The organism is Rhizorhabdus sp. P4_G5 (assembly GCF_056401065.1).
The window spans coordinates 374,617-400,970 of sequence record NZ_JBFUKB010000002.1 but is presented as its reverse complement, the minus strand read 5'-3'; the positions used below and the strand labels follow the sequence as shown (position 1 = coordinate 400,970).

Sequence of the window (26,354 nt, the reverse complement as noted above, 5' to 3'; positions counted from 1 at the left end):
GATCGTCAAAAGCCCCGTCCGCCCACGATCCCCTCCCGCAATAACGTCGGCCCAGAGGGAATTAGAAATCGCTCGGAATCAAGCACGTACGTCTCTAGTTCGCCAGGTCGCGCGCGCGGTACATCAAACCGCCCGGACCGTAATAATGCAGCAGGAAATCGCGCCACAACCGCGGCGGATCGTGGCGCGGCCGCCCGCGCAGCCGGGCGAGCAGGGCACCGGGCGGCGATGCCAGCAGCCAGAGCAGGTTGGCGAGATGTGTCGCCGCAAGCCCGTGACGGCGCAGCAGGAAGCGCGCCCGCGAGGCGAACCAGTAGCGCGGCCGGCGCGCTCTCTCCCGATTCTCGGTCATCCCCGTGGCCTGGCCCCCGATATGGGTGACGCGGCTGGCCGGGACATGCCACGTCTCGAACCCGGCATCGGCTGCGCGCGCGCAGAGATCGGTCTCCTCGAAATAGAGAAAGTAGCGCGGATCCAGCGCACCGATCCGATCCAGCAGCGTGCCGCGGATCATGAAATGGGCGCCCGACACCCAGTCGACGCGTTGGGAGCTGTCGCCGACGGGCACCACCACATCGTGCCGCCACAGCAGGCGGCGCAGCGGGCCGAGGTCCAGCGCAGCGGTCAACTCGCCCAGCGGCGAGTGAAAGCGAAAGGCACTATGCCGGACGGTTCCGTCCGGCCGCAGGCATAGCCCGCCGGCAATGCCGGCCTCGGGGCGGCTGTCCAGGAAATCCACCAGAGTGCCCAGCGCGTCCGGCGCGGCGACCGTATCCGGGTTCAGAAACCAGACGAAGTCCGGTGGCCGGCCAGCGCCCGCGGTACGGGCATGATGCGCGAGCCCGGCATTGTTGCCACCGGCAAATCCAAGATTGTCGTCGAGCGCGAGCACCGAGCAGAGCCCGGTATGTTCCGGCGCGATGGAGGCTGCGATGATCTCGGCCGATCCATCGCCGGAGCCATTGTCGACGACGAGTATATGCGCGTCGCCGCGTGCCCGCACCTCATCGGCGATCGCCTCGACCGCACGCACCGTCAGTGCTGCGGTACGATAGTTGACGATGAGCACCAGAATCGGCGCGGTCATCATGCGTCGCCGGTCGCTCCCTGATCCGGCTCCCGATGAGCGGCGGATGCCCGACACATGCCCGGCATCACGCCCGATGGCAATCTTGGCGCCCCGGCCTCAGCCGAACACCCGCGCGAAGATCGTGTCGACATGCTTGAAGTGATAATCGAGGTCGAATTTGTCCTCGAGCTCCTTCGCGCTCAGCTTCTCGCCGACCTGCGGATCCGCCTTGAGTAACTCGAGCAGCGACAGCGCGCCATCCGATTCCCACACCTTCATCGCGTTGCGCTGGACGATGCGATAGGCGTCTTCGCGGCTGATCCCTGCCTGGGTCAGCGCGAGCAGGACGCGCTGCGAATGAACCAGTCCGCCCATGCGATCGAGATTCTTCTGCATCCGCACCGGATAGACGAGCAGCTTGTCGATCACCCCGGTCAGCCGAGCCAGGGCGAAATCTAGCGTCACCGTCGCGTCCGGGCCGATCATTCGCTCGACCGATGAATGGCTGATGTCGCGTTCATGCCACAGGGCGACATTTTCCAGCGCAGGGGTGACGAAGCCTCGCACCAGTCGTGCGAGGCCGGTCAGATTCTCGGTGAGCACCGGGTTGCGCTTGTGCGGCATCGCCGACGAACCTTTCTGGCCCGGTGAGAAATATTCCTCGGCCTCGAGGACTTCGGTGCGCTGGAGGTGGCGCACCTCGGTTGCCAGCCGCTCGACCGACGAGGCGATCACGCCCAGGGTCGCGAAGAACATCGCATGGCGATCGCGCGGGATCACCTGGGTGGAGACCGGCTCGACCGTCAGCCCCATCTTTTCGGCGACATATTCCTCTACGTACGGATCGATGTTCGCAAAGGTGCCCACCGCGCCCGAGATTGCGCAGGTCGCGACATCCCTGCGCGCCGCGATCAGCCGTTCGCGATTGCGCGCGAACTCGGCATGGGCCTGCGCCAGCTTCAGGCCGAATGTCACCGGCTCGGCATGGATGCCATGGCTGCGGCCGATCGTCGGCGTCAGCTTGTGCTCGAATGCGCGGCGCTTGAGCACGTCGAGCAGCGCGTCGATATCGGCCAGCAGGATGTCCGACGCACGGGCGAGCTGCACTGCGAGGCAGGTGTCGAGCACGTCCGACGAGGTCATGCCCTGGTGCATGAAACGCGCCGGTTCCCCGACATGCTCGGCGACATTGGTGAGGAAGGCGATCACATCGTGCTTCACCTCGGCTTCGATCGCGTCGATCCGCTCGACTTCGAACGCGCCCTTCTCCCAGATCGCCCTGGCCGCCTCCTTGGGCACAACGCCGAGTTCGGCGAGGGCATCGGTCGCGTGCGCCTCAATCTCGAACCAGATGCGAAACCGTGTCTCCGGCTCCCAAATCTTGACCATCTCGGGCCGGGAATAGCGGGGAATCATCGAACGTCCTTGTCTTGAGCTGGCAATCGACCGGGCGCCTAGCAGAGGGGGCGAACAGCGGCAATCGAGTCGGGCGCCTCCTCCCGATCGTCCCGGCAACCGATTCGTCGTGGAAATGATCCGGGCGAACCGTTGCGGCCACCATCGGGGAAACCCTGCACGGCGTCGCGGGTTCGACTTTCTCGGGACGCTTGCGCCCGAAGGGATTTTGACCGAGTCGCTGTCAGGAGAGACGATATGAACAAGTTGATGCTTTTGGGTGGCGCCGCGCTGCTCGCCCTGTCGGGAACCGCCATGGCGCAGACGACGGGCAGCGAGCCCGCACCCGACGCGGCTGCTACCCCCGATGCCACCACGCCGTCCGCCACTGCCCCCAGTGATGCCACCGCATCGGCGGGTACGCCGGCTGCGTCGGGCACGACCCCTTCGACCGGAGCCCCGGGTTCCGATGCTGTCGCCCAGACCACGGCGCCGGCTGCCGATGCCGCCGCCACCACGCCCCCGGCGACCGACACCGCCGCGGCAGGCGCCGACGCTGCCGCAACCGTGCCCGCCGCGCCTGCTACCGTCACGGCGAGCGCCGATGCCACGGCCAAGGTCAACGCCGACTGGGCGAAATACGACACCGGCAACAAGGGCAAGCTTACGCCGCTCGAGTTCGGCAGCTGGGTTCTCGCGGCGCGTGGCCAGGATGTGACGGCGCAGGTCGAGAAGAGCAAGACCAGCAAGCGCGCCAACCTGCCGGCGGTCAAGGTGCTCAATGCCACGGCCGGCGATTTCGCCAAGGCCGATACCGACAAGGATCACATGATCTCACCGAACGAGCTGGCGGTATATCTGTCGGCCTGATTGGACCGAAGCAGATGACAGGAGGGGCGGTCGCTCTGGCCGCCCTTTCTCTATATGAGTCCTAACGCGCGAAGGCTCGCCTGCGCCTTGGCGCCTACGACGATATGGTCGTGGACGCTGATCCCAAGGGGTTTGGCCGCGGCGATCAGTTCCTTCGTCAGGGCGATATCCTGCCGGCTGGGCTCGGGATCGCCCGAGGGATGGTTGTGGACTATGATGAGCGCCGCCGATCCCAATTCCAGCGCGCGCTTGATCACTATGCGGACATGGATGGCCGCCTGATCGATCGAGCCCTCTGACACCAGTTCGTCACGGATCAGGACATTTTTGCTGTTGAGGTGCAGGACGCGGACGCGCTCAACGGCCCGATGTGCCATGTCTGCGTGCAGATAGGCGTTCAGTGCCTGCCAGTTTGACAGGACATCGCGCTGGCTGATCTCGGTACGGAGCAGCCGGAGCGCGGACGCCTCCGCGATCTTCAGAGCGGCGACGACGCCGTCGGTGAGGCCGGCGCGAGCCAGCGCGCCGGCATCCGCTGACAGCAACGGTCCGAGGCCGCCAAATTCGGCGAGCAGGGCGCGGGCCATCGGCTTGGTGTCCTTGCGCGGGATCGCCAACGCCAGCAGATATTCGATGAGTTCATGGTCGAGCAAGGCCTCCGGGCCGCCTTCGATCAGGCGCGCGCGCAGCCGGGCGCGATGACCGCTGGCGTCGTTGGCCGGATCCGGTGGGCTCATGGTCATCGTTGCACAGGCTATCGGATTTTCAGCGCAATGCCATCCCGGGCGCCGGGCTTCTTCGCAGCGTCAGTTCAGGCCTAGCCGATTGAAGTCATGGATATGCACCAGGCCGATTGGCACCTCGGGCGCATCATGGTCCATGACGAACAGCGCGGTGATCTTCTTCGCCGTCATTATCGCCAGCGCGTCTTCGGCATAGGTGCCATCGGGCACGGTCTTGGGGCTCCGCGTCATCACCTCGGTGGCCATGCTGATCAGCAGCCGGTCGATGTTGCGGCGCAGATCGCCGTCGGTGATCGTGCCGATCAGGCGTCCCTTGGCATCCACGACACCAGCGATGCCGAGGCTCTTTTCCGTCATCGTCACCAGCACGTCGCGCATCGGCGTTTCCGCGGTGACCAGCGGCAGCTGATGCCCCGCGTGCATGATGTCGTTGACCGGCAGCAGGCGCGAGCCGATCACCCCGCCGGGATGGAGCAGTTCCAGATGCTCCCGCGAAATGCCGCGCACGCTCATCGTCGCCACCGCAAGGGCATCGCCCAGCGCGAGCATTAGCGTGGTCGATGTGGTCGGCGAGATATTGAGCGGGCAGATCTCGCGCACCTTCGGCAAGGTCAGGCAGGCGCTGGATATCTGGGTGATCGGCGAATCCGGTTGCGATGTGATGCCGATGATCGGGCAGCCCAGCCGCTGGGCATGATGAGTGATCGGCCGTAGTTCCGGCGTCGCGCCCGAATTGGAGAGCATGACCAGCAGATCGCCGGCGATGACCATGCCGAGATCACCATGCGCGGCTTCGCCGGGATGTATGAAGATTGCCGGCGTCCCGGTGGAGGCGAAGGTTGCCGCCATCTTGCGCGCGATATGCCCCGACTTGCCCATGCCGCTGACGACGACCCGGCCGCGCGTATCGACGATCAGTTCCACCGCGCGTGCGAATTGCTCGTCGAGCAATTCGCCGAGCGTGGCGAGCGCCCGCGCTTCGACCTCCAGCACGGTCCGGCCATGTTCGAGGATCGCCTCGCGCGCCGAACGTGCCGAATGGAGCCTGGGATCGTGAAGCATCTCAGGGCTTCATCGCGAACCAGGTCGGGTACATCGAGTTCCATGTGTCTTCGTGGCAGTCGATCACGTGGAGCTCGAGATCGTTCTCGACGACGAACCGGTCGACGGCGGCCATGACCAACGGCCAGTCGGGCGCATAGTCGTCGCCCGCGATGATGCCGCCGCGGCGCAGCTTCGGGAGCCAATCCCGGAAAGTCGCGCCGTTCAGCTCGCCATCATGGGCATAGCCATCGACATAGATGAAATCCAACGACTCGTCGCCGAACAGATGGAGCGCCTCGTCGAAGCGCATCCGCAGGATGGCATTGCGGTCGCGATAGGGGCTGAGCCGCGCGACAGCCTCGCGATATTGATCCACGCCATGGCCGCGGTCGCCTGCCCACATGTCGATGCTGAACAGATAGCCGACATGGTCATATTGCAGGATGCGCTCCGAGAAATCACCGGCCGCAACGCCAAGTTCGACGCCAACCCCGCCTTCGCGGAACAGGGTCGCCACGTCGTCCCGCCGGGTGAAGGTCCTCGCCAGCGTCTTCAGGGTCCGGCTCATTTCCGCATCGTAGCAGGATCCGGCCTCGGCCATCGCTTCGGAGCGGTATTCCTGGCCGCGAATGTAAAAGGTCAGCGCGATCGAATTGCGCGGCTTCTCGTCAGGCCCAAGCGCGTCGACGCTGTGCCAGCTCTCTTCGGTGCGCACGAAGCCATAAGCCGAATTCGGCTTGAACGCGTTGGTCTTCAGCCGCTCGAAGCCATCGCCCGCCCGCCGATGGAAGGAGGTTCCGAGGTGGATCTGCGATTCGTCCTCGGGAAGGTAGAATTGCAGAGTCGCGATCTTGCTGGCGGCGTCCGGATGAACGCCGATGCGATATCCAGGACGATCGCGGTAGAGTATCGGCACCGCGACGAGGTCCGGCAGCCGATCGCCAAACCGCTCCCTGAGGGCCGGTTCGAACTTGGCGATGATCGCCTCGGCTATGGCCGGTGCGGTGAAGACATCGATCATCGCCTGCCAGAATGGTTGATCGTCGGACGCGATCCGCGACAGCGACGCTGGGGTGAGATCAAGCAGGAAGCGGGTCGGCTTGCCATCGGCATCGATCGCATCGGGATGGTCGATCGGATCGAGCGCCTCGTCCCCGGGCAGGCGCAACAGCAGCTCGCGATAGACATTGGCGGGCAGCATATCCTCCATGAAGATATTGCCGCTGGGGACGGGGTCGACCGGTGCCGCCGCGATCCTGTCGATGATCCGCCCGATGATCTGGTCGATCGTCACGGGCGCCTCGTCAGCGGCAGGCGGCGTCGCGCATGTCGGGGACCGGGCTGCGAGCTTCGCCGGGTCGCGATGGAACAGATAGTTGAGCACGTCGCGCGTTTCGGCTGTCGCGAAAGCCGCGTTCTGCTGCTTGTGGATGAAGTGCAGTCCGGCGCCTTCGAGGATCGCGGTCACCGTCGCGACCTGGTCCGCATCGCTCTCGATCAGTTCGATCGACACCGACTGCAGCTTTTCGCTCGCCAGCGTCCGCTGCGCGCCCTTCACGATCGCGAGCTCGATGCCGTCGACATCGATTTTCAGGTGGGTCGGTATCTCCAGGCCGAAATCGGCGATGAAGCTGTCGATGTCATAGCCGATCATCCCCTGTCGGAACGCCGGTTCGAACGGCTGGCCGCGAAAGTCCAGTGCCGCCCCGAAATTGCTCATCGACGTGCCGATATCGAGGCTCGCCAGGTTCATTGCTGCGATCGACTTGCCCTCGGCGAAGGCCAGGCAGAGCGGGGTCACGAGATCCTGCAGGCCGTTGACGGCGATCGTGATGCAGAACTGATGATAGTTGGCGAAATGGGGTTCGAACGCCACCGTCCGGATGCCGCGCGCCCCCGCATAGATGCTGTAGATGCCGACATTGGCGCCGATATCCCAGAATGTCTCGCCCGGCTCGAACGTATCGATCCAGGCGATCGTCTCCGGTTCCTTGTCGAGCAGCGTGTCGTAGCGCCAGCCGGCGCCCTGTTCGGCATAATGGATCAGATGGCCGTTGGCGTTGAGCGTCTTGAAGCCCGCCGCCGCGAAATCCCTGGCCATGACGTTCATCGATCAATCTCCAGCCGCCGATCGCAACGGCCTAATCCGAATTGCTGAAGCCTTCGTTAACCATGTTCGGCATCACGCCGCGCGCAGCCGCTCATTCTCCCGCTCCAGGTCGCGCGCCCATGAGGCCAGGCCGAAACGCCTTATATCGACCTGCCGCCAGAACAGGCCGGGGTCACGATGCCACAGATCGAAGTGCGCGACCGCATTGGCGCATTGCGATCCCATGTCGATCACTTCGGCCAGCTCCGTCAGGTAGAAGGGCAGGGGCCGGTCGGTCGTTCCGATCTGCGTCTCATGCGGGAAGGCCGCGGCCTTCAGCGCGGTGTCGACGCCCTGCTGGAAGCGGGCGAGTGCGGTCTGGCTGTCGCCATCGGCCAGGCACAGCCGCGCTTCATAGAAGGATGCCGCGATCGCCTTGGTCGCCAGCAGCGGCGAGAAGACCTGCCATTCGCCCTCGGCGGCGGCGCGATACCAGCGCCTGGCAGCATCGCGTTCTCCGATCAGCTCGCTGAGCCGGCCCGCGAGGAATGCCAGCGAGATCCGCCAGCGCCGCACATGGACGGGCGTGCTGTCGTCGAGCGGCTGATCGGCATAGGCTGCGATCAGCGGCAGGATCGAGGGCGCGAGATTGTCGAGCCGCAACTCGAGCACCCGATAGCCCAGCACGGCTATCGCGGCTCCACGATCGGCCGAGCCTTCCCGCGAATCCTCGATCACGCACTCCGCGAGCCGGGCGAGCTTAATATCGTCGCCGAGTCTTTCGCCCATCTGCACCATCGAGCGGTAGAGATAGGGATTGTCATAGGCGGCCCCGAAATCCACCAGCGCAGGCTGCGGAGCCGCTCCCTTCGGAAAAGCCGGATGATCATATTCGGCTGCTCGGCCTTCGCCCATCAACGGGTTGGCGGCCGCCACGAGCAGCAGCCATCCGCTGTCACCGGCCTGGTCGAGCGAGACCGGGAACAGCGCGTGCGGGCCTTCGGGATCCGAGCTGACCGGCATCTGGACATAGCGGATCTCCGGCAGGAAGCGCTCGGATACCGCCTCGATCAATGCCGCCCAGTCGCGCGGCTGCCTGCTATCCGCCCCGTTCTGGCGAAAGCCCAGGATCAGCCGCCCGTCGAACTTCAGGACGCGGGCATAGTCGTCGAGCCGCGCCATCCAGTCGGCTGGAACGGCAGGCTCGAAGGCGACGATGAGGTCGAGCATATTGTCCGCAAGCTGCGCAAGATCGGCGTCGACGCGATCGATGTCGCGACGCCCGCCCCAATGGTCGGGCTTCGGCTTCGGCCCGACGCGCGTTATCGATCCGGCCCGCGACAACGACATCAAGACAGCGGCACCGCCCGCCGATCCGATGCCGTCGATCAGCACATGATCGCCGGGCCGGACATGATTGGCCGCCATCGCGTAGCGCGCGATGGTCGCGTCGGCTTCGATGCTGCCCTTCTGCAGCTCGCCGCCGCCACCATGCGGCGCACGCTGATAATAGCTGATCGCCGGCAGCGCCCGCCCCGACCAGTTCGAATATTCACCGAGCGTCATGCCGCCGGCATGGCGCTGCCAGCCGGCATCGAACAACACGCGTTCCAGCGAGCGCCGATCATGCCCCGCCGATTGAAGAACAAGGGCGTTCATCCGCTTGAACGGACGAATGGCATCCGCGAAAGACATCGTCGGCGCGGCATCGGTCCAGCTCAGCAGGCCTGCGGTGGGGCGGTTGTCGGTCGGCGAGGTTCCGCCCGCCGGCAGGTCGACCAGGTCGCAGCCCATCAACGCCAGCTCGCGTGCGAGATCGAGATGCGCCGCCTGGTCCAGTGCTATCCGGCAAGGACCCAATCGCTGCACGATTGCGTTGGCACATTGAATGGTCACTCGCTTCTCCCTGAACCTCGGGCGTTCGCCAGGTCGCTGCCGGATTAGGCTCCAAGCATTGAGGGTTGGTTAACCATGTTCGGCCGCGGGATCGGCGGGGTGACGCGCGCGGAACGACAGGGTAAGCGTCGCGCGATGGACGAAGCTCGGAGACGCCGCTCGCGCCTTTTGCTCGCCGCTGGCCTGGCTGGCCTGGCGGTGGCTGGCGGGGCCGTCTGGCTGTGGAGCGAGCGAACCCCGATCGCGACATCCTATATCGACGATTCGCTGAGGACGAGCGGGGTTCCTGCCAGCTATCGGCTTGCCCATGTCGGCCTCCGCACGCACCGTATCGAGCGCATCCGGATCGGCGATCCCCGCCATCCGGATCTGACCGCCGATTGGGCCGAGATAGAGCTGGCGGTCGGATTGACGGGCGTGAGCGTCCGCGCTGTCGATGCCGGCGGGGTGCACCTGCGCGGCCGGTTGGTCGATGGCAAGCTGTCGCTCGGGACGATCGGCCGCTTGCTGCCGCCGACCAGCACCGGCCAGCCCTTCGCGCTCCCCGATATCCGGCTGACGGCCCGCACGATCGGACTCGATCTCACGACGCCGCAGGGCCTCGTCCGGGCCACGCTCGATGGCAAGGGCAATCTCCACGATGATTTCAGCGGCAGGCTTCGCGTCGCATCCGGCGGATTGGCCGCCGGCGGCTGTGCGATCCTCGCGCCGGTTGCAGACCTGGCCCTCGCCGTCGAGGCAGGCCGGCCGCTCGTCCGCGGGCCGGTCGAAGCGAGCTCGGTCACATGCCCCGATGTCAGGCTCGTCGCGCCGCGGATGGCGGTCGATGCCCGGGGCGACGCCGATCTGGCGCGCTGGCGCGGCGACATCGGCCTCCAGCGCGGGCGGTTCGCGGCGGCTCAGGCCGACATAGGCCGGCTGGGCGGCCGGATCAGCTTCGACGCTTCGGCGCGGCAGGTCTCCGGCAAGGCCGATCTCCATGCCGATCGGGTCCGCCATGCCGCAGGCACTGTCGGACGGGTTGGCCTCGTCGGGTCCTACCGGCTCGATCCGGCGACGCGCCGCATCGCAGTCGATGGCGATCTCAAGCTTTCGCAGGCGCGCCTGAACGCAGTCCTGGCCGACCGCGTGGCGCGCCTGCCGGCGATGGCCGATGGAACGCCGATCGGGCCCATATTGGCCGCCTGGGCGCGCGCCGTCCGGCAGGCCGGGCGCAGCGTCGACGGAACCGCGCGATTTGCGCTGGAGCACGCTCCGGAAGGCGGCGCGTTGCGGGTCGAGCGGGTCGACGCAGCGGCATTCGGCGGGGGGCGCCTGTCGATCCGCGCCGAACGGACGGGAGGACTGGGCTGGCGCTGGCCTGTGGCCGGCCCCGTCGTCAACGGCAGCCTGGAACTGGCGGGCGGCGGCCTGCCCCATGTCTCGGTGAGCCTGCGGCAGGCCGCGCCGGGGGCGCCGCTCGAGGGTTCGGCGACGATCGCCCCCTATCGGGCCGGCGATGCGCTGCTGCGGCTGGCGCCGCTGCGTTTCGGGCCGGGGCGCCAGGGCGCGACCACGATCGCCACGCACATGACGCTCGATGGTCCGCTCGCCGACGGAAGGATCGACGGGCTCGACCTGCCGGTTGCTGCCGCCATCGGCCGCAACGGCGGCTTCGCGGTCAACGCCACCTGCGCGCGCCTCAGCTTCAGCCGGCTGGCCATCGCCGGCACCGTCATCGCCAATGCCCGCTTGCCGCTGTGCCCGATCGGCGGCGCCCTTGCCGGACGACGCGCCGGCGGCACGCTCTACGGCGGGGCCAGCATCGCGGCGCCACGGCTGCGGGGCCGCGTCGGCGATCAGCCCCTGACCATGGCGGCGCGCTCGCTGGCGGTCGGCCTAGGCCGGCCGGGCTTTTCCCTCGATACGCTGGCGATACGATTGGGCGATCCGGCGTCGCCGACGACGCTCGACGTCGCGACGCTCGGCGGGGCAGTGGGGGCGAAGGGATTCTCGGGCCGTTTCGATGGCGCGTCGGGCAAGATCGGCGCGGTGCCGCTCCTGGTTTCGGGCGGCAGTGGCGATTGGCGGCTGGCGTCGAGCGAACTTGTTCTCGGCGGCGCGGTGAAGGTCGACGACGCGGAGCGGACGTCACCGCGTTTTCACCAGCTGGTCGCCAACGATGTCCGCCTGACCCTGAAGAGCGGCCGGATCGGCGCCACCGCGACCTTTCGCGAACCGCGATCCTCCGCAGCTGTCGCACGCGTTGCGATCCGCCACGATCTGTCGAGCGGAGCGGGCGATGCGCTGCTCGATGTCGCCGATCTGCGCTTCGGCAAGGCGCTCCAGCCGGAAGCGGTGACGCCCCTCACCCTCGGCATGATCGCCAATGTGGAAGGCACGGTGACGGGCCAGGGGCGCATCCGCTGGTCCGGCGGCAATGTCACCAGCGACGGTGACTTTCGAACCCAGAAGCTCGATTTCGCAGCCGCCTTCGGCCCGGTGAGCGGCCTCAAGGGATCCATCCACTTCACCGATCTGCTCGGTCTCGTCACCGCGCCCGATCAACAGGTGACGATCGCCGAGATCAACCCAGGCATCGCCGTCAACGATGGCACCATCCGCTATCGCCTGCTGCCCGATCGCATGCTGGCGGTGGCAGGCGGGGCGTGGCCCTTCGCGGGCGGGACGCTCACGCTGGAGCCATCGATTCTTGACATGGGCCAGCCGGTCGCCCGTCGCCTGACCTTCCGTATCGCCGGACTCGACGCCGCGACCTTCGTCCAGCAGCTCGAGTTCAAGAATATCGCCGTCACCGGCAAGTTCGACGGCGTGCTGCCGATCGTCTTCGACGCGCGCGGCGGCCGCATCGAAAATGGGGCGCTGACGGTTCGGCCCGGCGGGGGCACGCTCTCCTATGTCGGCGACGTCACCAATGCCGATCTCGGCCGGATCGCGCGGATTGCCTTCGATGCGCTCAAGTCGATGCGCTACGATCGGCTGACCATAGATCTCAATGGTGATCTCGATGGCGAGATCGTCAGCAAAGTCCGTTTCGACGGGACCAACGACAAGCCCGAGCAGACCGCGCGATCCGGCGGGATCGTCGGGCGCCTGCTCGCGCCGGTCACCCGCCTGCCGTTCCGCTTCAACATAACGATCACCGCGCCGTTTCGCGGGCTGGTCAATTCGGCGCAGACCTTCGTCGATCCGTCGATCGTGCTCCGCAACGCCACCTCGGGCGCCGTCGAGGCGGCGCCTGTGCAGCCGACACCCATTCAGCCCCGGTAAAGCGAGATCATGCGATGAACACCCCGACATTGACGACGAAGCGTTGCGATGCGAGCCTCAGGCCATGAACAAGATGGTCCCTGCGTCTTATGGCGCCCTGCTGTTCGCGTTGATGCTGCCAGGCTGTATCCAGGTCTCCGCGCCCGACAAGCCGATCGAGATCAACCTGAACGTCAACGTCAAGCAGGAGGTGGTCGTTCGGCTTCAGAAGGATGCCGAGGATTTCATCGCCAACAATCCGGAGCTGTTTCCGCAATGATGAAGCTTTCCAATATCATCGCTCTCGCCGCGGCCCTCGCTGTCGCCGCGCCTGTGCTTGCCGCAGACCCGGTCGTTGAATCGGCGCTGTCGAGCGGGACGGTCGGCGAGCAGTGGGACGGCTATCTCGGTTTCGTCTCGGCGCCTTCGCCCGATCTCAAGGCCGCCGTCGATGCGATCAACATCAAGCGCCGCGCGGGCTATACCCAGATCGCCGCGGCCCGGAACGTCACGGTCGACCAGTTCGCGCAGACCACCGCCTGCTCGACCCTGCGCGCCGTCAAGCCCGGCCAGGCCTACAAGCTCAAGGATGGCGGCTGGCGCAAGCGGCAGGGATCGGAATCGATCACGCCGGATTATTGCGGCTAACGCGATTTCTTGTCAGGTGAAATCATCTGTCGAGTCGAAAATAACGGAAAACAAAGACAATTCAGACGATAGGCCTGATCGCTCATCGCTCTGATATCAAGAAGCGTTGATCGTGACTCATCACCCCTCCCCTGAAGGCTAGGGCATTCGCACATTGCTCTTTTTTCCGTCATCCCAGCGAAAGCTGGGATCTCTCTGCAATGCAACGCGGTATGAGCCGATCATACCCTGGCGCTGGCCATCGCTTCGTCGACCGCCACCGCCAGGGTTTCCATGCGATAGGGCTTGCGGACCACCGGAAAGCCTTGCGATCCCGCCGCTATGATCCGGTCGCTGTAGCCGGTCGTCAGGACGATTGGCAGTTGCGGGCGGCGCAGCTGAAGCGCGCTCGCAAGCTCCAGGCCGCTCATCCCGGGCATGACGACATCGCTGAAGACGATGTCGAACTCGGCGCCGTCATCCGCAATATGCAGCGCTTCGGGGCCATTGCGCGCCCGTACCACCGCGTGACCCAGCTCGCCCAGCAGGCTTTCCGCTAGATCGCCGACCTCCTCATTATCCTCGACCAGCAGCACGCGCCCGCAATTGTTGCGTACGGCCATTGGCTGTTCGGTGCGCTCGCGCTGGGGCAATGGCTTGTTGCTTGCCGGCAGCAGCATCGAAAGCGTGGTGCCCTTGCCGACGACACTGTCGATCCGCGCTTCGCCCCCCGATTGCGCGGCGAAGCCATAGACCTGGCTGAGGCCCAGTCCCGTCCCCTTGCCCACCACCTTCGTGGTGAAGAACGGCTCGAACACATGGGAAAGTTGGTCCGGCGCGATCCCTGTCCCATTATCTGCTATCGCAACGACCACGGCGCGCTCGCATCCCTCGGCTTCCTCGGGCGTCGCGTTGCGCGTGCAGATCGTCACTTCGCCGCCGTCAGGCATGGCATCGCGGGCATTCACGACGATGTTGAGCAGCGCCGCCTCGAATTGTCCTGGATCGACCTCGACCGGAAGCAGCGCTCGTTCGAGATGCGTGTTGAGGATGATGTTCGCGCCCAGCGTCGGCTGCAGCATCACCAGCATCTTCAATATGCTGTTGTTGAGATCGATAAGCTCTGGCTTGAGCGGCTGCCTGCGGGCGAACGCCAGCAACTGCCCGGTCAGCAGCGCGCCGTGGGTCGAGGCGTCGATGATCGTCTTGGTAAACCGCATGTGGCGCTCTTCGGACAAGCCCGGCCGCTGCAGCATCTCCGCCGAGCCCTGGATCACCGTGAGCAGGTTGTTGAAGTCATGGGCGACGCCGCCGGTCAATTTGCCGAGGGCCTGCATCTTCTGGGCCTCGCGGAGCTGTTCCTCGGTGCGGCTGCGCTGCTCCATCTGGAACTGGAGTTCGCGGTTGGCCTCCTCCAGCGTTTGGTTGACTCGGCGTAGCGCCGCCTGCCCAAAGCCCAGAACCGCCATGATCAGGGACGTCATGACCACCAGGAGCGCAATCATCGCATAACGCGTGATGCGCCGTGACAGCGGCTCGATGTCGCCGGCGAGATAGACCGTGCCGATTCTCGTCCCGCTGCGCATGACGGGTACGGTGACCTCGATCGGCACGCTCTCCGATGGTCGGATATCCGAGAACCGCGTCGGCAGCAGCGTCGGCAGGCGGGCATAGCCGGCGAACCGAGCCCCCGCTGAATCATAGACGCCTGCGGCCAAGATCTGCGGGCTGACCCGCAACGCATCGGTGGACTCCTGCGCGGCGGTCTGATCCTGGAAGTCGAGCGCGGCGGTCACGCTCGCCGCCAATATCTCGCCTTGTATCTGGGCAGCGCTCTGCCGCCCCTCACGATAGTTCCGCTCGTTCTGGAAGATGATCCACAAGCCGGCGCTCAACAGCAGTAGCATGGCCAGCGACACCAGCGCCATCAGGCCTCGACGGCTTAGCGGACGCAACAGGCTCATGATTGCCGAACGCGCGATTTGACGCTGAGCGCGAGGCTCAGCAGGCGGGCACTGATCGACAGGTTGCTGCGCGCGGCCATGGCGTCGTCGATGTGGAAGCGCACGCGACCGTCCTTCAGCGCGAAGTGCACCATGCCTCGCCCGCTACCGAGGCTGGCATCGGTGACGGTTAGGATCGGCTGTCCACGCAATGCTTCCTGCATCGCGGCGACGCTCTGCTTTGCGGACCCACCGAGAAAGGCGACATGGCAATCGGCAGCGCCCGCCGTGCTGTCGAGCCGGCGCACCACAAGCGCATGCTGGTCGACATGCTGGCCAACCACGGCTTCGTCGACATCGGCGCCGAAGGGATCGCGGCCGATGATGCACAGCTCGAGCGGAGCTGTTGCGGCGCCCACCGCGCTAGGCGGCCAGTTCACATAAGCCGCGAACTTGGGAAGGAAGGCGGCCTTGACCTGCGCCTCCAGCGATTTCGGCGCCGCGTCGGCCGCCGTCGCCGCGGCGAGGCTGGTGGCAGCCATCACCAAGCCAAGGCTGCGGCCGAGGCGGTGGAGAGTCCTGCCGGCCATGTTCACAATCGCCACTGCGCGGCAAGGAAAACGCTTCGCCTTACCTCGACGCCCACGGGCCCGACCTGCAGCGTGTTGCTCGTCGTGCCGAACTCGGCATGATAGTCGTGGAGAAGGTTGGAGCCGGTCAGCGAAATCTCGAGCGTGTCTGAGGGCGCCCAGGCGATCCTGGCGCCGAGTTCGACATAGGCCGGCGAGGATGGGGCGGGCAGGGCGCCGATCCGGCGCAGATCCAGAGTCAGCAGGACACTTCGGCTCAGTTCCATCGTGGAGCGTAAGGAGAGCTGGTATTTCGGGTCGTTGCCGGCAATCTGCAATCCGCCGAGCCCGGAACTGCCTCGCTTGAAGCGCAAATCCTTGTGCAGCCAGTTCGCGCCCGCCGCGAGGCGCCACCAGCTGCTTGCGCGGTAGTTCGCCCAGGCTTCGACACCATAGGTCTCACCTTCCATGCCGTTTTCGAAGGTCAGCGGAAAGCCGCCATTGGTGAACTCGGCACTGCGCAGATCCGAATAGACATTGTAGAAGGACGAGACGGAGAAGGAGAGGTCCGCCAGCGGCTGTGAGCGATAGCCGAGTTCGTAGGCGGTCACCTTGACCGGCTGCATATTGCCGCCGGTTATCGCCACGAGCGACCCGATCCGCTGGGTCACGTCGCGATCGAGCCGGGACGGCACGCGAACGGCGCGCGATGCCGCAAGCCAGAGCAGATTATTGTCGGCGATGGCCCAGGAGAGGCGCAGGTTCGGCATCAGCTCGATGCCGGTGTACGGCTCATGCTCCGCCTTCATGCCGACGACGAGTTTGAGCTTGTCGGTAAGCGAAACCGAATCCTGCAGGAAAAAATTCCAGAGCGTGAGCGTGCGGCCTTGTGGAACGAACTGCACCGTCTGGGTCGCGGAGAGGATGGTCGGAAAATCGTCCTTCATCGCGCGATATCCGCCGCCCGCGACGATGGCATGGTCGCCGACGGCGAAGTCATACTGCGCCTGGATGTCGTAGCTATCGAGATGGTTTGCGAACCGGCCGGGCACCGAGAGATCGATATGATCATAATAGGCCTGGACCTGCAGGCTCGAATCACTGCTCATCGATCGTGTCCATCGAGCGACCAGGTTGCGGCCGCTGACGTTCCCGTCCGGGGGCATGAGCTGCTCCTCCGACCCGTCATAGATGTCGCCCTGGACGGTGATCACATCATCGACCGACTCCCAGTCGGCCCGAAAGCCGCCCTGCACCTTGTCCCAGGCGTCGCGCACCCTCGCGCCCGTGCCGCTGCGATCCTGGTTGCGGTGCCTGAAGCCCAACACATAGGCGCGGTAGGTCAGCGCGTCGGTCAGTTTGCCGCCATATTGCAGCCGGCCTTCGACTTCGGTGTTCCCTGCGCCAAGCTCGACTGCAGCGCCCAGCGTGTCGCTCGATTTCTTGGTGATGATATTGATCACGCCGTTTACGGCATTGGCGCCCCATAGGGTTCCGCCCGGCCCGCTCACCACTTCGATCCGCTCGATATCGCTCGCCGGGACTTCCTGCAGGTTCCAGTTCACGCTCGACGAGAAGGGCGTGTAGATGCTGCGGCCGTCGACCAGCACGAGCAGCTTGTCGGAGGCGCCGCCGTTGAAGCCGCGCGCCGAGATCGCGTAGTGACTGGCGTTGACCTGCGCCACCTGAAGGTTCGGCGCGAGGCGCAACATCTCGGGCAGGCGTCGAGCGCCGGATCGCATGATATCGTCATGGGTGATGACGTAGATCGCTGCCGGAGCGTTGCTCAGCGGCTCGGCGCGTTTGGACACCGAGGTCACCTCGATCTGGGCGAGTTCCTCGATCGACAGGCTGTTTAGATCGAGCACTGCCGCAGCGGGCGTCGAGAATGAGGGCAGGCCGGCCAGCACTGCCGTCCAGACGCACGCACACCACGAAAATCGCCGCCGACCAACCGATACCATGTGGCTCCAGCCCCTGTCCTGGATGTCCCATCAGAGGCAATGCGCGTTCGCGATCAACGACATCAAGCCATGGAAAACACGTAGAGTGCCGACAAGGGCATGAATCACCCCGTTGGAGAGCTACGGGCTGTTTCGGCCTGTGCCATCTGGCAAAGGCGATTTCCTGCACGCCTTGGCGTCCGATGGCCCTTTGGCTGCACCCGGCTGACCTTGCCGTCGTGCTCGCTCATGGGGCGTCCGGCGGCACGGCCAGGCTTTTTGCGAACGCCTGTTTCTGCGGACTTTCAAATATCGTAACGATATCCGCGCTGCGCCATCGGGTAAGCGCGGTTGACTCGGGAAGACCCCCTTCCTAAAGGGGCCTCGCCTTGGCGGGATGGCTCGTCGGCATGGCGTTCGCTTCCCGATAATAGGAGAGGCGGCGACATGGCGGCGAAAGATCCCGGGCAAGACCCGGAAAGCACTGAGGATCAAAGGCTTACGTCGCTCGATGAGCGGCTGCGGACGATCCAGCAGGCTGAACAGGTCAGGACGGCAACAGCGCAGAAAAAGCCTGACAAGGGATATTCCCAGGGCAATCGCGTGCTGACCGAACTGATCGCGGGAATTGCCGGTGGTGGTTTGATGGGCTGGCTGTTCGACGGCTGGTTCGGAACCAAGCCCTGGCTCCTTTTGGTGATGCTGTTCCTCGGGATAGCCGTCGCCTTCAGGAACATCATACGGATTTCTCAGGAGCGCCCGAAATAGCTTTCGGACGCTTTTGGCATAAGCAGGGGTAAGGCAAGCGTGGCAGCCGAATCGGGCAAGATCGATCCGATGCACCAGTTCCTGATCGAACCATTGTTCGGGAAGGATTGGGCAATTGCGGGCCATAACATCGCTTTCACGAATTCTGCGATGTGGATGGTGGTGACTCTGGCGGCGATGCTGCTGTTCATGGTTGGTGGGATGAAGCGCGAGCTCGTCCCCGGCCGCTGGCAGGTCGCGGTTGAAAGCTTCACCGGCTTCATCTCGAACATGATGGCGACGAACATCGGCCCGGAGGGCAAGAAGTTCACCCCTTATGTCTTCTCGCTTTTCATGTTCATCCTCATCGCCAACATCCTCGGGATGATGCCGACCGGCGTCGTCGGGGTGCATCCGTTCACGATCACCAGCCACCTGACGGTGACCGGCGTTCTCGCTGTGATCAGCTTCTCGATCGTGCTGATCGTGGGCTTCGCGCGGCACGGCTTCCACTTCTTCTCGCTGTTCGTGCCCCATGGCACGCCCGGCTACATGATCCCGCTGATCTTCCTGATCGAGCTGTTCTCCTTCCTGATTCGCCCCTTCTCGCTGGGTTTGCGACTGTTCGTCGCGATGACCGCGGGGCATATCCTGATGAAGGTGCTCGCCGGCTTCGTGATCAACGGCATCAACGCCGGCGCGCTGACGGTCGCGATCGTCTCGATCCCCAGCTTTATCCTGATGATCGGCATCACCCTGCTCGAACTGCTGGTGTGCGCGATCCAGGCCTATGTGTTCGCACTGTTGACTTCGCTCTATCTGAACGACGCGGTCAACCTGCACTGATTTCCACCTACGACCACCATCAACCTGTTTAATGCTAAGGAGTTTATCATGGACGCAGAAGCCGCAAAGCTGATCGGTGCCGGCCTGGCCGCGATCGGTGTTGGCATGGCCGCACTTGGCGTGGGCAACGTGTTCGGCTCGTTCCTCGAGTCCGCACTGCGCAATCCCGCCGCTGCCGATGGCCAGCAGGGCCGTCTGTTCATCGGCTTCGCCGCTGCCGAGCTTCTCGGCCTGCTGGCGTTCGTCGTTGCGATGATCCTGCTGTTCGTCGCCTAACAGTTGCATGGCGGGCCGGTGCGCCGGCCCCCATTTGCAACGACCACAGGGAATATCGATGCCTCAGATCGCCCAGATCGCCGCGACCTATGCTTCGCAGATCTTTTGGCTGCTGGTTGTCTTCGGCCTGATCTACTTCGTGATCGGGCGCGGCATGCTGCCCAAGATCGAAGCGACCGTCGACGCGCGCGACCAGAAGATTGCCGCCGATCTTGCCGCTGCCGAGGCCGCTCGCGCCAAGGCTGACGAGACCGAGGCCGCCTATCGGGCACGGATCGAGGAAGCGCGTGCTGCCGCGCTGAAGGCGACGCAGGAAGCCAAGGCCGCTTCCACGGCCGAGGCCGAAAAGCGCGTCAAGGCGGTCGATGCCGAACTCGCGGCGAAAGCCGCAACGGCAGACGCATCGCTCAAGGCTGCGCAGTCCAGGGCCCTTGCCGAGATCGAAAGCGTCGCCGCCGAGGCTGCGCAGGAGATCGTCGCCAAGGTGTCCGGCCTGACCGTCGACAAGGCTGCCGCCGAGAGCGCGGTCAAGGCCGCTTTGGCGGCGTAACGGAGACCCATGATGTCTGTAAACGGCTCCGAACTCGTCGCCGATAATCTATCCGATGCCGCCAAGCTCGAGGGGCTGCCGCAGAACGTCAGCGCCGAGCATGCCGCTGCCGGCACCGAAGAGCATCATGTCGACCCCACGGCGCTGGGGATGACCGCGACCGCATGGGTGTCGCTGGCGATGATCGTCGTCATCGTCCTGCTGCTGTGGAAGAAGGTGCCTTCGGTCATCGGCTCGTCTCTCGACAAGAAGATTGCCTCGATCCGGGCCAATCTTGATGAGGCGGCTGCGCTCCGTGCCGACGCCGAGAAGATCAAGGCCGAATATGAGGCCAAGGCCAAGGCTGCCGCGCAGGAGGCCGAGGCTATGCTCGTCCACGCCCGCGAGGAAGCGGATTCGATCGTGACCCAGGCCCGCGCCGACGCCGCATCGCTGATCGAGCGCCGCGGCAAGATGGCCGAGGACAAGATCGCCGCGGCCGAGCGAACCGCCATCGCCCAGGTTCGTGCGACCGCGGCATCGGTCGCAGCCGCCGCTGCCTCGCAGCTCATCGCCGAGCGTCACGACGCGAGCTCGGACAAGCCGCTGGTCGATGACGCGATCACCGCGCTCGGAACCGCCCGGCTCAGCTGATCCAGCTGCATGATATCAAAAGGGCCTGCCGGCTTCGTCCGGCGGGCCCTTTTTCTTTGACTCAGGCATGCCGGTCGATGCCGGTGATCAGCCGCGCGCCCCGATCGAAGGTGAGGTAGTTCCAGGCCCAGTTGGCGCAGACGACCAGCCGGTTGCGGAAGCCGATGAGGAAGTAGACATGCGCTGCCGACCAGAGCAGCCACGCGAGCAGGCCGGATAGCTTGATCCATCCAAGATCGACGACCGCGCATTTGCGGCCGATGGTCGCCAGATTGCCGAAACTGCGGTAGCGGAAGGGTCCGGGTTCCTTCTGTCCCAGCAGCCGGGCGGCGATCACGCGCGCGGCGTACCGCCCCTGCTGCTTTGCGGCAGGCGCGATGCCGGGCACGGCGCGGCCGGTGGCATCGGTTACGGCCGCGGTGTCGCCGATCACGAACACGCGCTGATCGCCCGGCACCGCAAGGTCGGCGCCGACGATCACCCGTCCGGCCCGATCCGCCGAGCTGCCGAGCCAAGCGGCGGCGGGCGAGGCGCGGACTCCGGCTGCCCAGACGATGGTGCTTGCCGCGATGCGCTCATCACCGATGATCACGCCGTCCTCGTCGATCGCCGATACGCGCGTCTGCAGGCGAACCTGCACCCCGAGCCGTTCGAGTGCTCGCCGGGCCGCCGCTCCCAACGACGGGGGGAACCTGGGCAGCAGCCGCTGATCCGATTGAACGAGGATGATTCGCACGCAGCGGCGCGTGATATGCGGGAACTCGCCTTCGGCCGCTGCCCGGGTGAGCTCGGCGATGGCGCCTGCCATCTCCACGCCGGTCGGCCCGCCGCCGACCACGACGAAGGTCAGAAACTCGCTGCGTTCGGCCAGGCGTTCCTGCCGGTTCGTTTCGGCGCGCTCGAGCGCGAGCAATATCGTCCGCCGCACCGCGATCGCGTCGTCGATCGTCTTGATACCCGGCGCGCGATCGGCCCAGTCTTCCCCGAAATAGCTGTGTCGCGCGCCGCTGGCGACGATAAGTGCGTCATAATCAATCCGGGCGCCGCTCGCGAGCTCCACGCAGCGCGCCGCTCGATCGACCGCCACGACGCTGTCGAGCAGCACTTGCGTTCGCCGCTGTTTCTTGACGATCGCGCGGATCGGCTGGGCGATGTCGGCGGGCGACAGACCGGCGGTCGCGACCTGATAGAGCAGCGGCTGGAACAGATGATGGTTCTGCTTGTCGATCAGGACGATATCGACGGCATGCCGGGCCAACTCGCCGGCTGCCGCCAGCCCGCCAAACCCCGCGCCCACAATGACGATGCGCGGTCGGCGCGAGGGTTCGATCCCGCTCATGGCCGTGGCCAGCGCTCATCGCCCCGCGCGAGGGCATGGTCGATCGACCAGGCGCCGCCGCCCTTGGCGATCAGCGGCAGCAAAAGTCCGGCCCAGCTCAGATGCGTGGGCCATGCGTCTGGATAGACGAAGATCTCGATCACCGTCGTCATGCCTAGCAGCGCGAGTGCGGCGGGTCGCGTTGCCAGCCCCAGCACCAGCAGGATCGGGAAGAGATGCTCGGAATAGGTCGCGACATGCGCGGCGATCTCCGGCTTTACGAGCGGCAGGGCATAATCGGTCCGGAACAGCTCGTAGGTGCCATCCGTAATCGTGAGCAGGCCCTCCACCTTGGTCCGACCGGACAGGAAGAAGACGGCCGCTATGCCCAGCCTGGCGACGAGCAGCAGCAGTTTCTCGGGCAGCAGGCGTTCGGCGAGGCGAGCTGCGCCCGAATAGAATGATATCAGCGCATTCATGGCATTTCTCCTGGCGGCGCCCGCGCGGGCTGTGGGCAGGCGCGGGCGCCGAAAGCTCAGCTCTTCGGGGTCAGCGAACCGGGACCCTGCGGGGTCTTGATCGCGGTGCAGGTGCCGGCCTTCACATATTTCCAGGCGTCGCCCTGATAGTCGTGACGCGAGGTGCCGGCGCAGCTGGTGCCGGCGCCGGCCTTGCAGTCGTTCTTGCCGGCGAGCGAGATGCCGTAGCACTTCTCCATTTTCGGGGCATCGGCGGCATGCGCCGCGCCGGCGACGAAGGTCAGCGCGACGGCGGCGGCGATGGCGGCATGGGTCTTTGGGGTCTTGGTGGTCATGATCGTCTTCCTGTGAATCGTGCCTCGCGCGGGGTGCCGCGCGGTGATCCCGAGGCGGAAGGAGCGGATCACGGGAAGCCAGTTCGGCCCCGTTCAGGCGATCGTTACACGACGCCGACCGAAATATTTTTCGCTTTACGGCCAGATCGCTGTAACTTCCCGCCGTTCTGCAGCGAAGGCGTTTGGGGGAGCGCATATGAGAGCGGATGAAGATCAACTACGGCGATGGATGATCAGCGGCCTCGCGGGCCATGCTGGCGACCATGCCGCGTTGCTCGCCGCGCTCGTGCCGCTCCTCCAGGCTTTTTATCGGCGGCGTATGCGAAATGCCGTCGAGGATGTAGAGGATCTCGTGCAAGAAACCCTGATCGCCGTGCACAGCCGTCGGGCGACCTATGACCCCGACCGTCCCTTCGGCGTCTGGCTGTTCGCGATCGCGCGCTACAAGATGATCGATCATTTCCGGCGCCGTCGGCAGAGTTGCCCGATCGAGGATGTTGAGGAGCTGCTGGTCGCCGAGAGCTTCGAGGGAGCTAGCATCGCGCGCATGGACGTCGATCGGCTGCTCGACACGCTGCCTGCCAAGCAGGCCGCGGCCATCCGTGACACGCGGCTGGATGGGCTGAGCGTGACTGAGGCCGCCGCGCAAGCGCGGATCGGCGAATCCGACGTCAAGGTGTCAATCCATCGCGGGCTGAAGGCGCTAGCCGCACGCGTGCGGGGGGAGCCATGATGGATACCGAGGCCTTGATCCGGTCGCTCAGCACCGATGTGAAACCGGTTCCACGCCATGCGGTTGGTCGGCGCGTTGCCCTTGGCCTCGGCCTGGGGGCGGTGGGTACGGTCGTGTTGATCGGCTGGTGGCTCGGCTTTCGACCGGATTTTGGCACCGCCATGCGCGGCTATTCCTTCTGGATGAAGTGGATCTACACCAGCATGCTCGCGGGCGCGGCGATCGTTGCAACGGTCCAGCTCGCCCGGCCGGAACCGAGCAGCTTGCGCTGGCTGCGGATTCTCGTGGTGCCGATGTTGCTGCTCGCCGCGATCGGAGCCGTGGAGATGATGCGGGTGCCGTCGCGCGACTGGCTGGCGATGTGGCTGGGCAGCAGCTGGAAGCTATGTCCGATCATCGTGCTCATCCTGGCCGCCCCGATCTTCATCGGCCTGCTGTGGTCCTTCCGGCGGTTGGCGCCGACGCGGCTGCGCGCGGCGGGCGCCGTCGCCGGATTGGCCGCGGGTGCCTGCGCCGCCGCGCTCTACTGTTTCCATTGTCCCGAAGTGTCTGCGCTGTTCGTGCTCACTTGGTACACGCTCGGTATCGCGCTCGCGTCGGCGATGGGCGCTCTGCTCGGTCCGCGCGTGCTCCGCTGGTAAAAATCCGCGGCGGTGTAACCGGGCGACAGCGGCCCGCGTATTCCTGATGCCATCCCGGCTATGGAAGGAAAATCCGACGATGATCACCGTGAAGACTGGCGTCAGCGCCGCCACCACCGCCGCCTTGCTCGCGATCGCCGCGATGCAGGCTGCGCCTGCGCTGGCGGACCGGCACCAGGACGCGAAGACCGTGCACTGCTATGGCGTCAACAGCTGCAAGGGCACGTCCGACTGCAAGACGGTCGAGCATGACTGCAAGGGTCAGAACACGTGCAAGGGCCACGGCTTCAAGGAGCTGACGCCTGCCGCGTGCACCGCGGCGGGCGGCAGCACGACCGAAGCGAAGAACTAGTCCAATGCCCCGGTGCCGGCTCCTCGCCGGCCCGGGGTGTATGTCCGCGAGGTTGCCATGCACGCTCTGCCAGCGCACGTCCCGACATTTGGCCTCGGCTTGCGCAAGCCCCATTATCCGGACTTCCTCGATGGCGAGCAGCCCGTTCCGGTCGACTTCGTCGAGGTCATCTCGGAGAACTTCATGGTCGCGGGCGGGAAGCCGCGGCACATCCTGCGCAAGGTGCGCGAACGGCATCCGGTCGCGCTGCACGGCGTCTCGCTGTCGGTGGGCTCCGCCGACGGGGTCGATCACGATTACCTGCGCCGGTTGCGCGCGCTGGTGGACGAGATCGAGCCGATGATCGTGTCCGATCATCTCTGCTGGACGCGGATCGAGGGCTTCAGTTCGCATGATCTGCTGCCGCTGCCCTATACCGAAGAGGCGCTCGACATCGTGTGCGCCAATATCGCGCTCGCGCAAGACATGCTCGGCCGCGCGCTGCTGATCGAGAATCCGTCGAGCTATATCTGCTTCGACGACGCGCCGATGCGCGAGTGGGAATTCCTCGAGGCGATGAGCCGGCGTACCGGATGCGGTCTCCTGCTCGACGTCAACAACGTCCATGTCAGCGCCACCAACCACGGCTTCGATCCGGAGGATTATCTCGCGGGGATCCCCGCCGATCGGGTCGGCCAGATCCACCTCGCGGGGCATAGTCGCGGCCGCGCGCTGCTGATCGACACGCATGACAGGCCCGTGCCGCCCGTTGTCTGGAGTCTGTACGAGGCGGCGCTCGCCCGCACCGGGCCGGTGCCGACGATGATCGAGCGCGACGATGCGATCCCGCCATTGTCCGAATTGCTCGACGAACTTGCCATGGCGCGCCGGATCGCCTGCGCCGACGCGCGGAGGGCGGCATGAGCCTGCTGGCCTTGCAACGCGATGTCCGATCCTGGCTCGCCGAGGAGTCGGAGGCGGCGGCCGGCCGGCTCGGCGCCGGCGCGCGGCCCGGGCTCGACGTCTACCTCAACAATTATCGCAGCCAGCTGATCGCCTGTCTCGGCGAGGTGTTCGAGCGGGTGCGGCTCTGGCTCGGCGAGGAGCGTTTTCTCGGCGTCGCCGCCGCACATATCGATCTGACGCCGCCGAGCGGCTGGACCCTCGATGCCTATGCCGGCGGCTTTCCCGACACGCTGGAGCGGCGGTTCCCGGATGATCCGGCGGTGAGCGAACTCGGCTGGGTTGATCTCCATCTTGCCGAGGCGTTCGTGGGTGCGGATTCCCCCGCGCTCGACGGCCAGGCGCTTGCCACGGCCGACTGGGACGGCGTCGTGCTCCGTGTGGCGCCCACGCTGGCGACCAGGCTGCTCGTCACCAACGCCGCGGCGATCTGGTCGAGCTTGTCGGCCGGCACGCCGCCGCCGCCCGTCGAACATCTGCCGGAGCCCCGCTTCCTTTTGATCTGGCGCAAGGATCTGCTGTCCTGCTTCCGCACCGCCGAGCCCCATGAGGCGGAACTGCTCGACAGCGCGGCCGGTGGCGCCCCCTTCGCGGCACTCTGCGCGCAGCTCATCGCGCGCCTGGGGGAGGAGGCCGGCGTGGCTGCGGCCGGAACGATGCTCGGGCGCTGGCTGGGCGACGGCCTCGTGGTCGACCTCGTTTGAGAGAGGCGCCGGCGTCCGGCCGTCATTTACCATTTCATCATCGGCGGTCCGCTAAAACGCCGACCATGGGCGCGATCGGCTGGATCTGGGCGTGGGTGATGTTGCTGGGCGGGGTGCGCGCGCATCTCGCCCACGCGCTGCCGTCGGGCGTGATCGCGGCGATGATCCTGTCGGGAACCGCCGCGCTGCCCCTGTTATGGAACCGCAAGGACGGCCTGTTCGCTGCCGTCGCGCCCTCGGGCTTCGTCCGCGCCGGGCTCGCGGTGCTGGTGCTGGTCATCGCGGCCATCGGCCACCCGGACGCCATGGCCGGCCTGACCGCCGCCTGAATCCGCCGATAACGCGCCCATGGGTCGAGCCG

General features: G+C 65.8%; 27 protein-coding genes. 15 read left to right on the top strand and 12 right to left on the bottom strand.

Annotated features, from left to right (window positions below):
* Window positions 1-94 precede the first annotated feature (94 nt).
* On the bottom strand, window positions 95-1,090 hold the full coding sequence (locus AC1DQK_RS04205; protein WP_477867704.1) for a glycosyltransferase family 2 protein: 996 nt from the start codon (window positions 1,088-1,090) through the stop codon (window positions 95-97).
* 96 nt (window positions 1,091-1,186) lie between these two features.
* Complete coding sequence (gene purB, locus AC1DQK_RS04200) at window positions 1,187-2,485, bottom strand: adenylosuccinate lyase (protein ID WP_477867702.1); 1,299 nt, start codon at window positions 2,483-2,485, stop codon at window positions 1,187-1,189.
* A gap of 237 nt (window positions 2,486-2,722) precedes the next feature.
* Here purB and AC1DQK_RS04195 point away from each other — a divergent pair, with 237 nt between their 5' ends.
* Window positions 2,723-3,334: an EF-hand domain-containing protein gene (locus tag AC1DQK_RS04195; RefSeq protein ID WP_477867700.1), complete on the top strand. Its 612-nt coding sequence runs from the start codon at window positions 2,723-2,725 to the stop codon at window positions 3,332-3,334.
* 50 nt (window positions 3,335-3,384) lie between these two features.
* Here AC1DQK_RS04195 and radC read toward each other — a convergent pair whose 3' ends face one another.
* The 4 genes from radC to AC1DQK_RS04175 form a co-directional block, all read right to left on the bottom strand.
* The gene (gene radC, locus AC1DQK_RS04190) at window positions 3,385-4,077 is read right to left on the bottom strand and encodes a RadC family protein (RefSeq protein WP_477867698.1); all 693 of its coding nucleotides are present in this window, start codon (window positions 4,075-4,077) and stop codon (window positions 3,385-3,387) included.
* A 63-nt stretch (window positions 4,078-4,140) separates the two neighbouring features.
* Entirely contained in the window at window positions 4,141-5,139 is a 999-nt protein-coding gene (locus AC1DQK_RS04185; RefSeq protein WP_477867696.1) for a KpsF/GutQ family sugar-phosphate isomerase, read from the bottom strand.
* Window position 5,140: 1 nt separating this feature from the next.
* Window positions 5,141-7,231, bottom strand: a complete 2,091-nt coding sequence (locus AC1DQK_RS04180) for a class I SAM-dependent methyltransferase (RefSeq protein WP_477867694.1) — start codon at window positions 7,229-7,231, stop codon at window positions 5,141-5,143.
* 72 nt (window positions 7,232-7,303) lie between these two features.
* Window positions 7,304-9,106, bottom strand: a complete 1,803-nt coding sequence (locus tag AC1DQK_RS04175) for a hypothetical protein (RefSeq protein WP_477867692.1) — start codon at window positions 9,104-9,106, stop codon at window positions 7,304-7,306.
* 75 nt (window positions 9,107-9,181) lie between these two features.
* Here AC1DQK_RS04175 and AC1DQK_RS04170 point away from each other — a divergent pair, with 75 nt between their 5' ends.
* The 3 genes from AC1DQK_RS04170 (at window position 9,182) to AC1DQK_RS04160 (ending at window position 13,003) form a co-directional block, all read left to right on the top strand.
* Complete coding sequence (locus AC1DQK_RS04170) at window positions 9,182-12,376, top strand: intermembrane phospholipid transport YdbH family protein (RefSeq protein ID WP_477867690.1); 3,195 nt, start codon at window positions 9,182-9,184, stop codon at window positions 12,374-12,376.
* Window positions 12,377-12,449: 73 nt separating this feature from the next.
* Window positions 12,450-12,635, top strand: coding sequence for a YnbE family lipoprotein (locus AC1DQK_RS04165; RefSeq protein ID WP_477867739.1), 186 nt, complete (start codon window positions 12,450-12,452; stop codon window positions 12,633-12,635).
* Window positions 12,632-13,003: a YdbL family probable chaperone protein gene (locus tag AC1DQK_RS04160; RefSeq protein ID WP_477867688.1), complete on the top strand. Its 372-nt coding sequence runs from the start codon at window positions 12,632-12,634 to the stop codon at window positions 13,001-13,003. The genes AC1DQK_RS04165 and AC1DQK_RS04160 overlap by 4 nt, the downstream gene beginning before the upstream one ends.
* Before the next feature lie 221 nt (window positions 13,004-13,224).
* Here AC1DQK_RS04160 and AC1DQK_RS04155 read toward each other — a convergent pair whose 3' ends face one another.
* From AC1DQK_RS04155 to AC1DQK_RS04145, 3 genes are read right to left on the bottom strand one after another with little or no spacing between them, the layout of a single operon-like run.
* The gene (locus tag AC1DQK_RS04155) at window positions 13,225-14,946 is read right to left on the bottom strand and encodes an ATP-binding protein (protein ID WP_477867686.1); all 1,722 of its coding nucleotides are present in this window, start codon (window positions 14,944-14,946) and stop codon (window positions 13,225-13,227) included.
* The gene (locus AC1DQK_RS04150) at window positions 14,943-15,515 is read right to left on the bottom strand and encodes a TOL_0243 family YfiR-like periplasmic protein (RefSeq protein WP_477867684.1); all 573 of its coding nucleotides are present in this window, start codon (window positions 15,513-15,515) and stop codon (window positions 14,943-14,945) included. Before AC1DQK_RS04150 ends, AC1DQK_RS04155 begins: the two co-directional genes overlap by 4 nt.
* 2 nt (window positions 15,516-15,517) lie before the next feature.
* Window positions 15,518-17,362: a TOL_0244 family TonB-dependent receptor gene (locus AC1DQK_RS04145; RefSeq protein WP_477867682.1), complete on the bottom strand. Its 1,845-nt coding sequence runs from the start codon at window positions 17,360-17,362 to the stop codon at window positions 15,518-15,520.
* A gap of 522 nt (window positions 17,363-17,884) precedes the next feature.
* Between AC1DQK_RS04145 and AC1DQK_RS04140 the strand changes: the two genes are divergently transcribed.
* The 5 genes from AC1DQK_RS04140 to AC1DQK_RS04120 are packed head-to-tail and all read left to right on the top strand — an operon-like array spanning window position 17,885 to window position 20,489.
* Window positions 17,885-18,205 (top strand): AtpZ/AtpI family protein, encoded by a 321-nt coding sequence (locus AC1DQK_RS04140; RefSeq protein WP_477867680.1) that lies wholly within the window; start codon window positions 17,885-17,887, stop codon window positions 18,203-18,205.
* A gap of 39 nt (window positions 18,206-18,244) precedes the next feature.
* Complete coding sequence (locus AC1DQK_RS04135) at window positions 18,245-19,030, top strand: F0F1 ATP synthase subunit A (protein ID WP_477867678.1); 786 nt, start codon at window positions 18,245-18,247, stop codon at window positions 19,028-19,030.
* Between the two features lie 48 nt (window positions 19,031-19,078).
* Window positions 19,079-19,306, top strand: coding sequence for a F0F1 ATP synthase subunit C (locus AC1DQK_RS04130; protein ID WP_012050658.1), 228 nt, complete (start codon window positions 19,079-19,081; stop codon window positions 19,304-19,306).
* A gap of 58 nt (window positions 19,307-19,364) precedes the next feature.
* Window positions 19,365-19,856, top strand: coding sequence for a F0F1 ATP synthase subunit B family protein (locus tag AC1DQK_RS04125; RefSeq protein ID WP_477867675.1), 492 nt, complete (start codon window positions 19,365-19,367; stop codon window positions 19,854-19,856).
* Between the two features lie 12 nt (window positions 19,857-19,868).
* Complete coding sequence (locus tag AC1DQK_RS04120) at window positions 19,869-20,489, top strand: F0F1 ATP synthase subunit B family protein (RefSeq protein WP_477867737.1); 621 nt, start codon at window positions 19,869-19,871, stop codon at window positions 20,487-20,489.
* Between the two features lie 61 nt (window positions 20,490-20,550).
* On the opposite strand, the gene AC1DQK_RS04115 is transcribed toward AC1DQK_RS04120, so the two are convergent.
* Genes AC1DQK_RS04115 through AC1DQK_RS04105 form a run of 3 tightly spaced genes read right to left on the bottom strand, consistent with a single transcriptional unit; the run spans window position 20,551 to window position 22,621 of the window.
* On the bottom strand, window positions 20,551-21,828 hold the full coding sequence (locus AC1DQK_RS04115; protein ID WP_477867673.1) for an NAD(P)/FAD-dependent oxidoreductase: 1,278 nt from the start codon (window positions 21,826-21,828) through the stop codon (window positions 20,551-20,553).
* Entirely contained in the window at window positions 21,825-22,286 is a 462-nt protein-coding gene (locus AC1DQK_RS04110) for a DoxX family protein (RefSeq protein WP_477867671.1), read from the bottom strand. Before AC1DQK_RS04110 ends, AC1DQK_RS04115 begins: the two co-directional genes overlap by 4 nt.
* A 56-nt stretch (window positions 22,287-22,342) precedes the next feature.
* Entirely contained in the window at window positions 22,343-22,621 is a 279-nt protein-coding gene (locus AC1DQK_RS04105) for a BufA1 family periplasmic bufferin-type metallophore (RefSeq protein ID WP_477867669.1), read from the bottom strand.
* A 229-nt stretch (window positions 22,622-22,850) separates the two neighbouring features.
* Between AC1DQK_RS04105 and AC1DQK_RS04100 the strand changes: the two genes are divergently transcribed.
* The 6 genes from AC1DQK_RS04100 to AC1DQK_RS04075 all read left to right on the top strand — a co-directional run bounded on the left by AC1DQK_RS04100 (window position 22,851) and on the right by AC1DQK_RS04075 (window position 26,322).
* Window positions 22,851-23,354 carry a sigma-70 family RNA polymerase sigma factor gene (locus AC1DQK_RS04100; RefSeq protein ID WP_477867667.1) on the top strand — a complete coding sequence of 168 codons (504 nt, stop codon included), beginning with the start codon at window positions 22,851-22,853 and terminating at the stop codon, window positions 23,352-23,354.
* Window positions 23,354-23,995, top strand: coding sequence for a DUF1109 domain-containing protein (locus AC1DQK_RS04095; protein ID WP_477867735.1), 642 nt, complete (start codon window positions 23,354-23,356; stop codon window positions 23,993-23,995). Before AC1DQK_RS04100 ends, AC1DQK_RS04095 begins: the two co-directional genes overlap by 1 nt.
* A gap of 79 nt (window positions 23,996-24,074) precedes the next feature.
* Window positions 24,075-24,347 carry a BufA2 family periplasmic bufferin-type metallophore gene (gene bufA2 / locus AC1DQK_RS04090; RefSeq protein ID WP_477867665.1) on the top strand — a complete coding sequence of 91 codons (273 nt, stop codon included), beginning with the start codon at window positions 24,075-24,077 and terminating at the stop codon, window positions 24,345-24,347.
* A 57-nt stretch (window positions 24,348-24,404) separates the two neighbouring features.
* Entirely contained in the window at window positions 24,405-25,250 is an 846-nt protein-coding gene (bufB, locus tag AC1DQK_RS04085; protein ID WP_477867663.1) for an MNIO family bufferin maturase, read from the top strand.
* Window positions 25,247-25,993, top strand: a complete 747-nt coding sequence (locus AC1DQK_RS04080; RefSeq protein ID WP_477867661.1) for an HvfC/BufC family peptide modification chaperone — start codon at window positions 25,247-25,249, stop codon at window positions 25,991-25,993. The genes bufB and AC1DQK_RS04080 overlap by 4 nt, the downstream gene beginning before the upstream one ends.
* A gap of 65 nt (window positions 25,994-26,058) precedes the next feature.
* Window positions 26,059-26,322, top strand: a complete 264-nt coding sequence (locus AC1DQK_RS04075) for a hypothetical protein (RefSeq protein ID WP_477867659.1) — start codon at window positions 26,059-26,061, stop codon at window positions 26,320-26,322.
* Window positions 26,323-26,354 lie beyond the last annotated feature (32 nt).

What these genes read in the sequence shown, in the direction of transcription:
- AC1DQK_RS04180 (WP_477867694.1), bottom strand. Translation starts at nt 7,231, where the DNA reads ATGAACGTCATGGCCAGGGATTTCGCGGCGGCGGGCTTCAAGACGCTC.
- AC1DQK_RS04185 (WP_477867696.1), bottom strand. Translation starts at nt 5,139, where the DNA reads ATGCTTCACGATCCCAGGCTCCATTCGGCACGTTCGGCGCGCGAGGCG.
- AC1DQK_RS04110 (WP_477867671.1), bottom strand. Translation starts at nt 22,286, where the DNA reads ATGAATGCGCTGATATCATTCTATTCGGGCGCAGCTCGCCTCGCCGAA.
- AC1DQK_RS04100 (WP_477867667.1), top strand. Translation starts at nt 22,851, where the DNA reads ATGATCAGCGGCCTCGCGGGCCATGCTGGCGACCATGCCGCGTTGCTC.
- AC1DQK_RS04160 (WP_477867688.1), top strand. Translation starts at nt 12,632, where the DNA reads ATGATGAAGCTTTCCAATATCATCGCTCTCGCCGCGGCCCTCGCTGTC.
- AC1DQK_RS04170 (WP_477867690.1), top strand. Translation starts at nt 9,182, where the DNA reads ATGTTCGGCCGCGGGATCGGCGGGGTGACGCGCGCGGAACGACAGGGT.
- AC1DQK_RS04150 (WP_477867684.1), bottom strand. Translation starts at nt 15,515, where the DNA reads ATGGCCGGCAGGACTCTCCACCGCCTCGGCCGCAGCCTTGGCTTGGTG.
- AC1DQK_RS04075 (WP_477867659.1), top strand. Translation starts at nt 26,059, where the DNA reads ATGGGCGCGATCGGCTGGATCTGGGCGTGGGTGATGTTGCTGGGCGGG.
- AC1DQK_RS04105 (WP_477867669.1), bottom strand. Translation starts at nt 22,621, where the DNA reads ATGACCACCAAGACCCCAAAGACCCATGCCGCCATCGCCGCCGCCGTC.
- AC1DQK_RS04155 (WP_477867686.1), bottom strand. Translation starts at nt 14,946, where the DNA reads ATGAGCCTGTTGCGTCCGCTAAGCCGTCGAGGCCTGATGGCGCTGGTG.
- AC1DQK_RS04140 (WP_477867680.1), top strand. Translation starts at nt 17,885, where the DNA reads ATGGCGGCGAAAGATCCCGGGCAAGACCCGGAAAGCACTGAGGATCAA.
- AC1DQK_RS04095 (WP_477867735.1), top strand. Translation starts at nt 23,354, where the DNA reads ATGGATACCGAGGCCTTGATCCGGTCGCTCAGCACCGATGTGAAACCG.
- bufA2 (WP_477867665.1), top strand. Translation starts at nt 24,075, where the DNA reads ATGATCACCGTGAAGACTGGCGTCAGCGCCGCCACCACCGCCGCCTTG.
- purB (WP_477867702.1), bottom strand. Translation starts at nt 2,485, where the DNA reads ATGATTCCCCGCTATTCCCGGCCCGAGATGGTCAAGATTTGGGAGCCG.
- AC1DQK_RS04130 (WP_012050658.1), top strand. Translation starts at nt 19,079, where the DNA reads ATGGACGCAGAAGCCGCAAAGCTGATCGGTGCCGGCCTGGCCGCGATC.
- radC (WP_477867698.1), bottom strand. Translation starts at nt 4,077, where the DNA reads ATGACCATGAGCCCACCGGATCCGGCCAACGACGCCAGCGGTCATCGC.
- bufB (WP_477867663.1), top strand. Translation starts at nt 24,405, where the DNA reads ATGCACGCTCTGCCAGCGCACGTCCCGACATTTGGCCTCGGCTTGCGC.
- AC1DQK_RS04115 (WP_477867673.1), bottom strand. Translation starts at nt 21,828, where the DNA reads ATGAGCGGGATCGAACCCTCGCGCCGACCGCGCATCGTCATTGTGGGC.
- AC1DQK_RS04125 (WP_477867675.1), top strand. Translation starts at nt 19,365, where the DNA reads ATGCCTCAGATCGCCCAGATCGCCGCGACCTATGCTTCGCAGATCTTT.
- AC1DQK_RS04080 (WP_477867661.1), top strand. Translation starts at nt 25,247, where the DNA reads ATGAGCCTGCTGGCCTTGCAACGCGATGTCCGATCCTGGCTCGCCGAG.
- AC1DQK_RS04195 (WP_477867700.1), top strand. Translation starts at nt 2,723, where the DNA reads ATGAACAAGTTGATGCTTTTGGGTGGCGCCGCGCTGCTCGCCCTGTCG.
- AC1DQK_RS04120 (WP_477867737.1), top strand. Translation starts at nt 19,869, where the DNA reads ATGTCTGTAAACGGCTCCGAACTCGTCGCCGATAATCTATCCGATGCC.
- AC1DQK_RS04205 (WP_477867704.1), bottom strand. Translation starts at nt 1,090, where the DNA reads ATGATGACCGCGCCGATTCTGGTGCTCATCGTCAACTATCGTACCGCA.
- AC1DQK_RS04165 (WP_477867739.1), top strand. Translation starts at nt 12,450, where the DNA reads ATGGTCCCTGCGTCTTATGGCGCCCTGCTGTTCGCGTTGATGCTGCCA.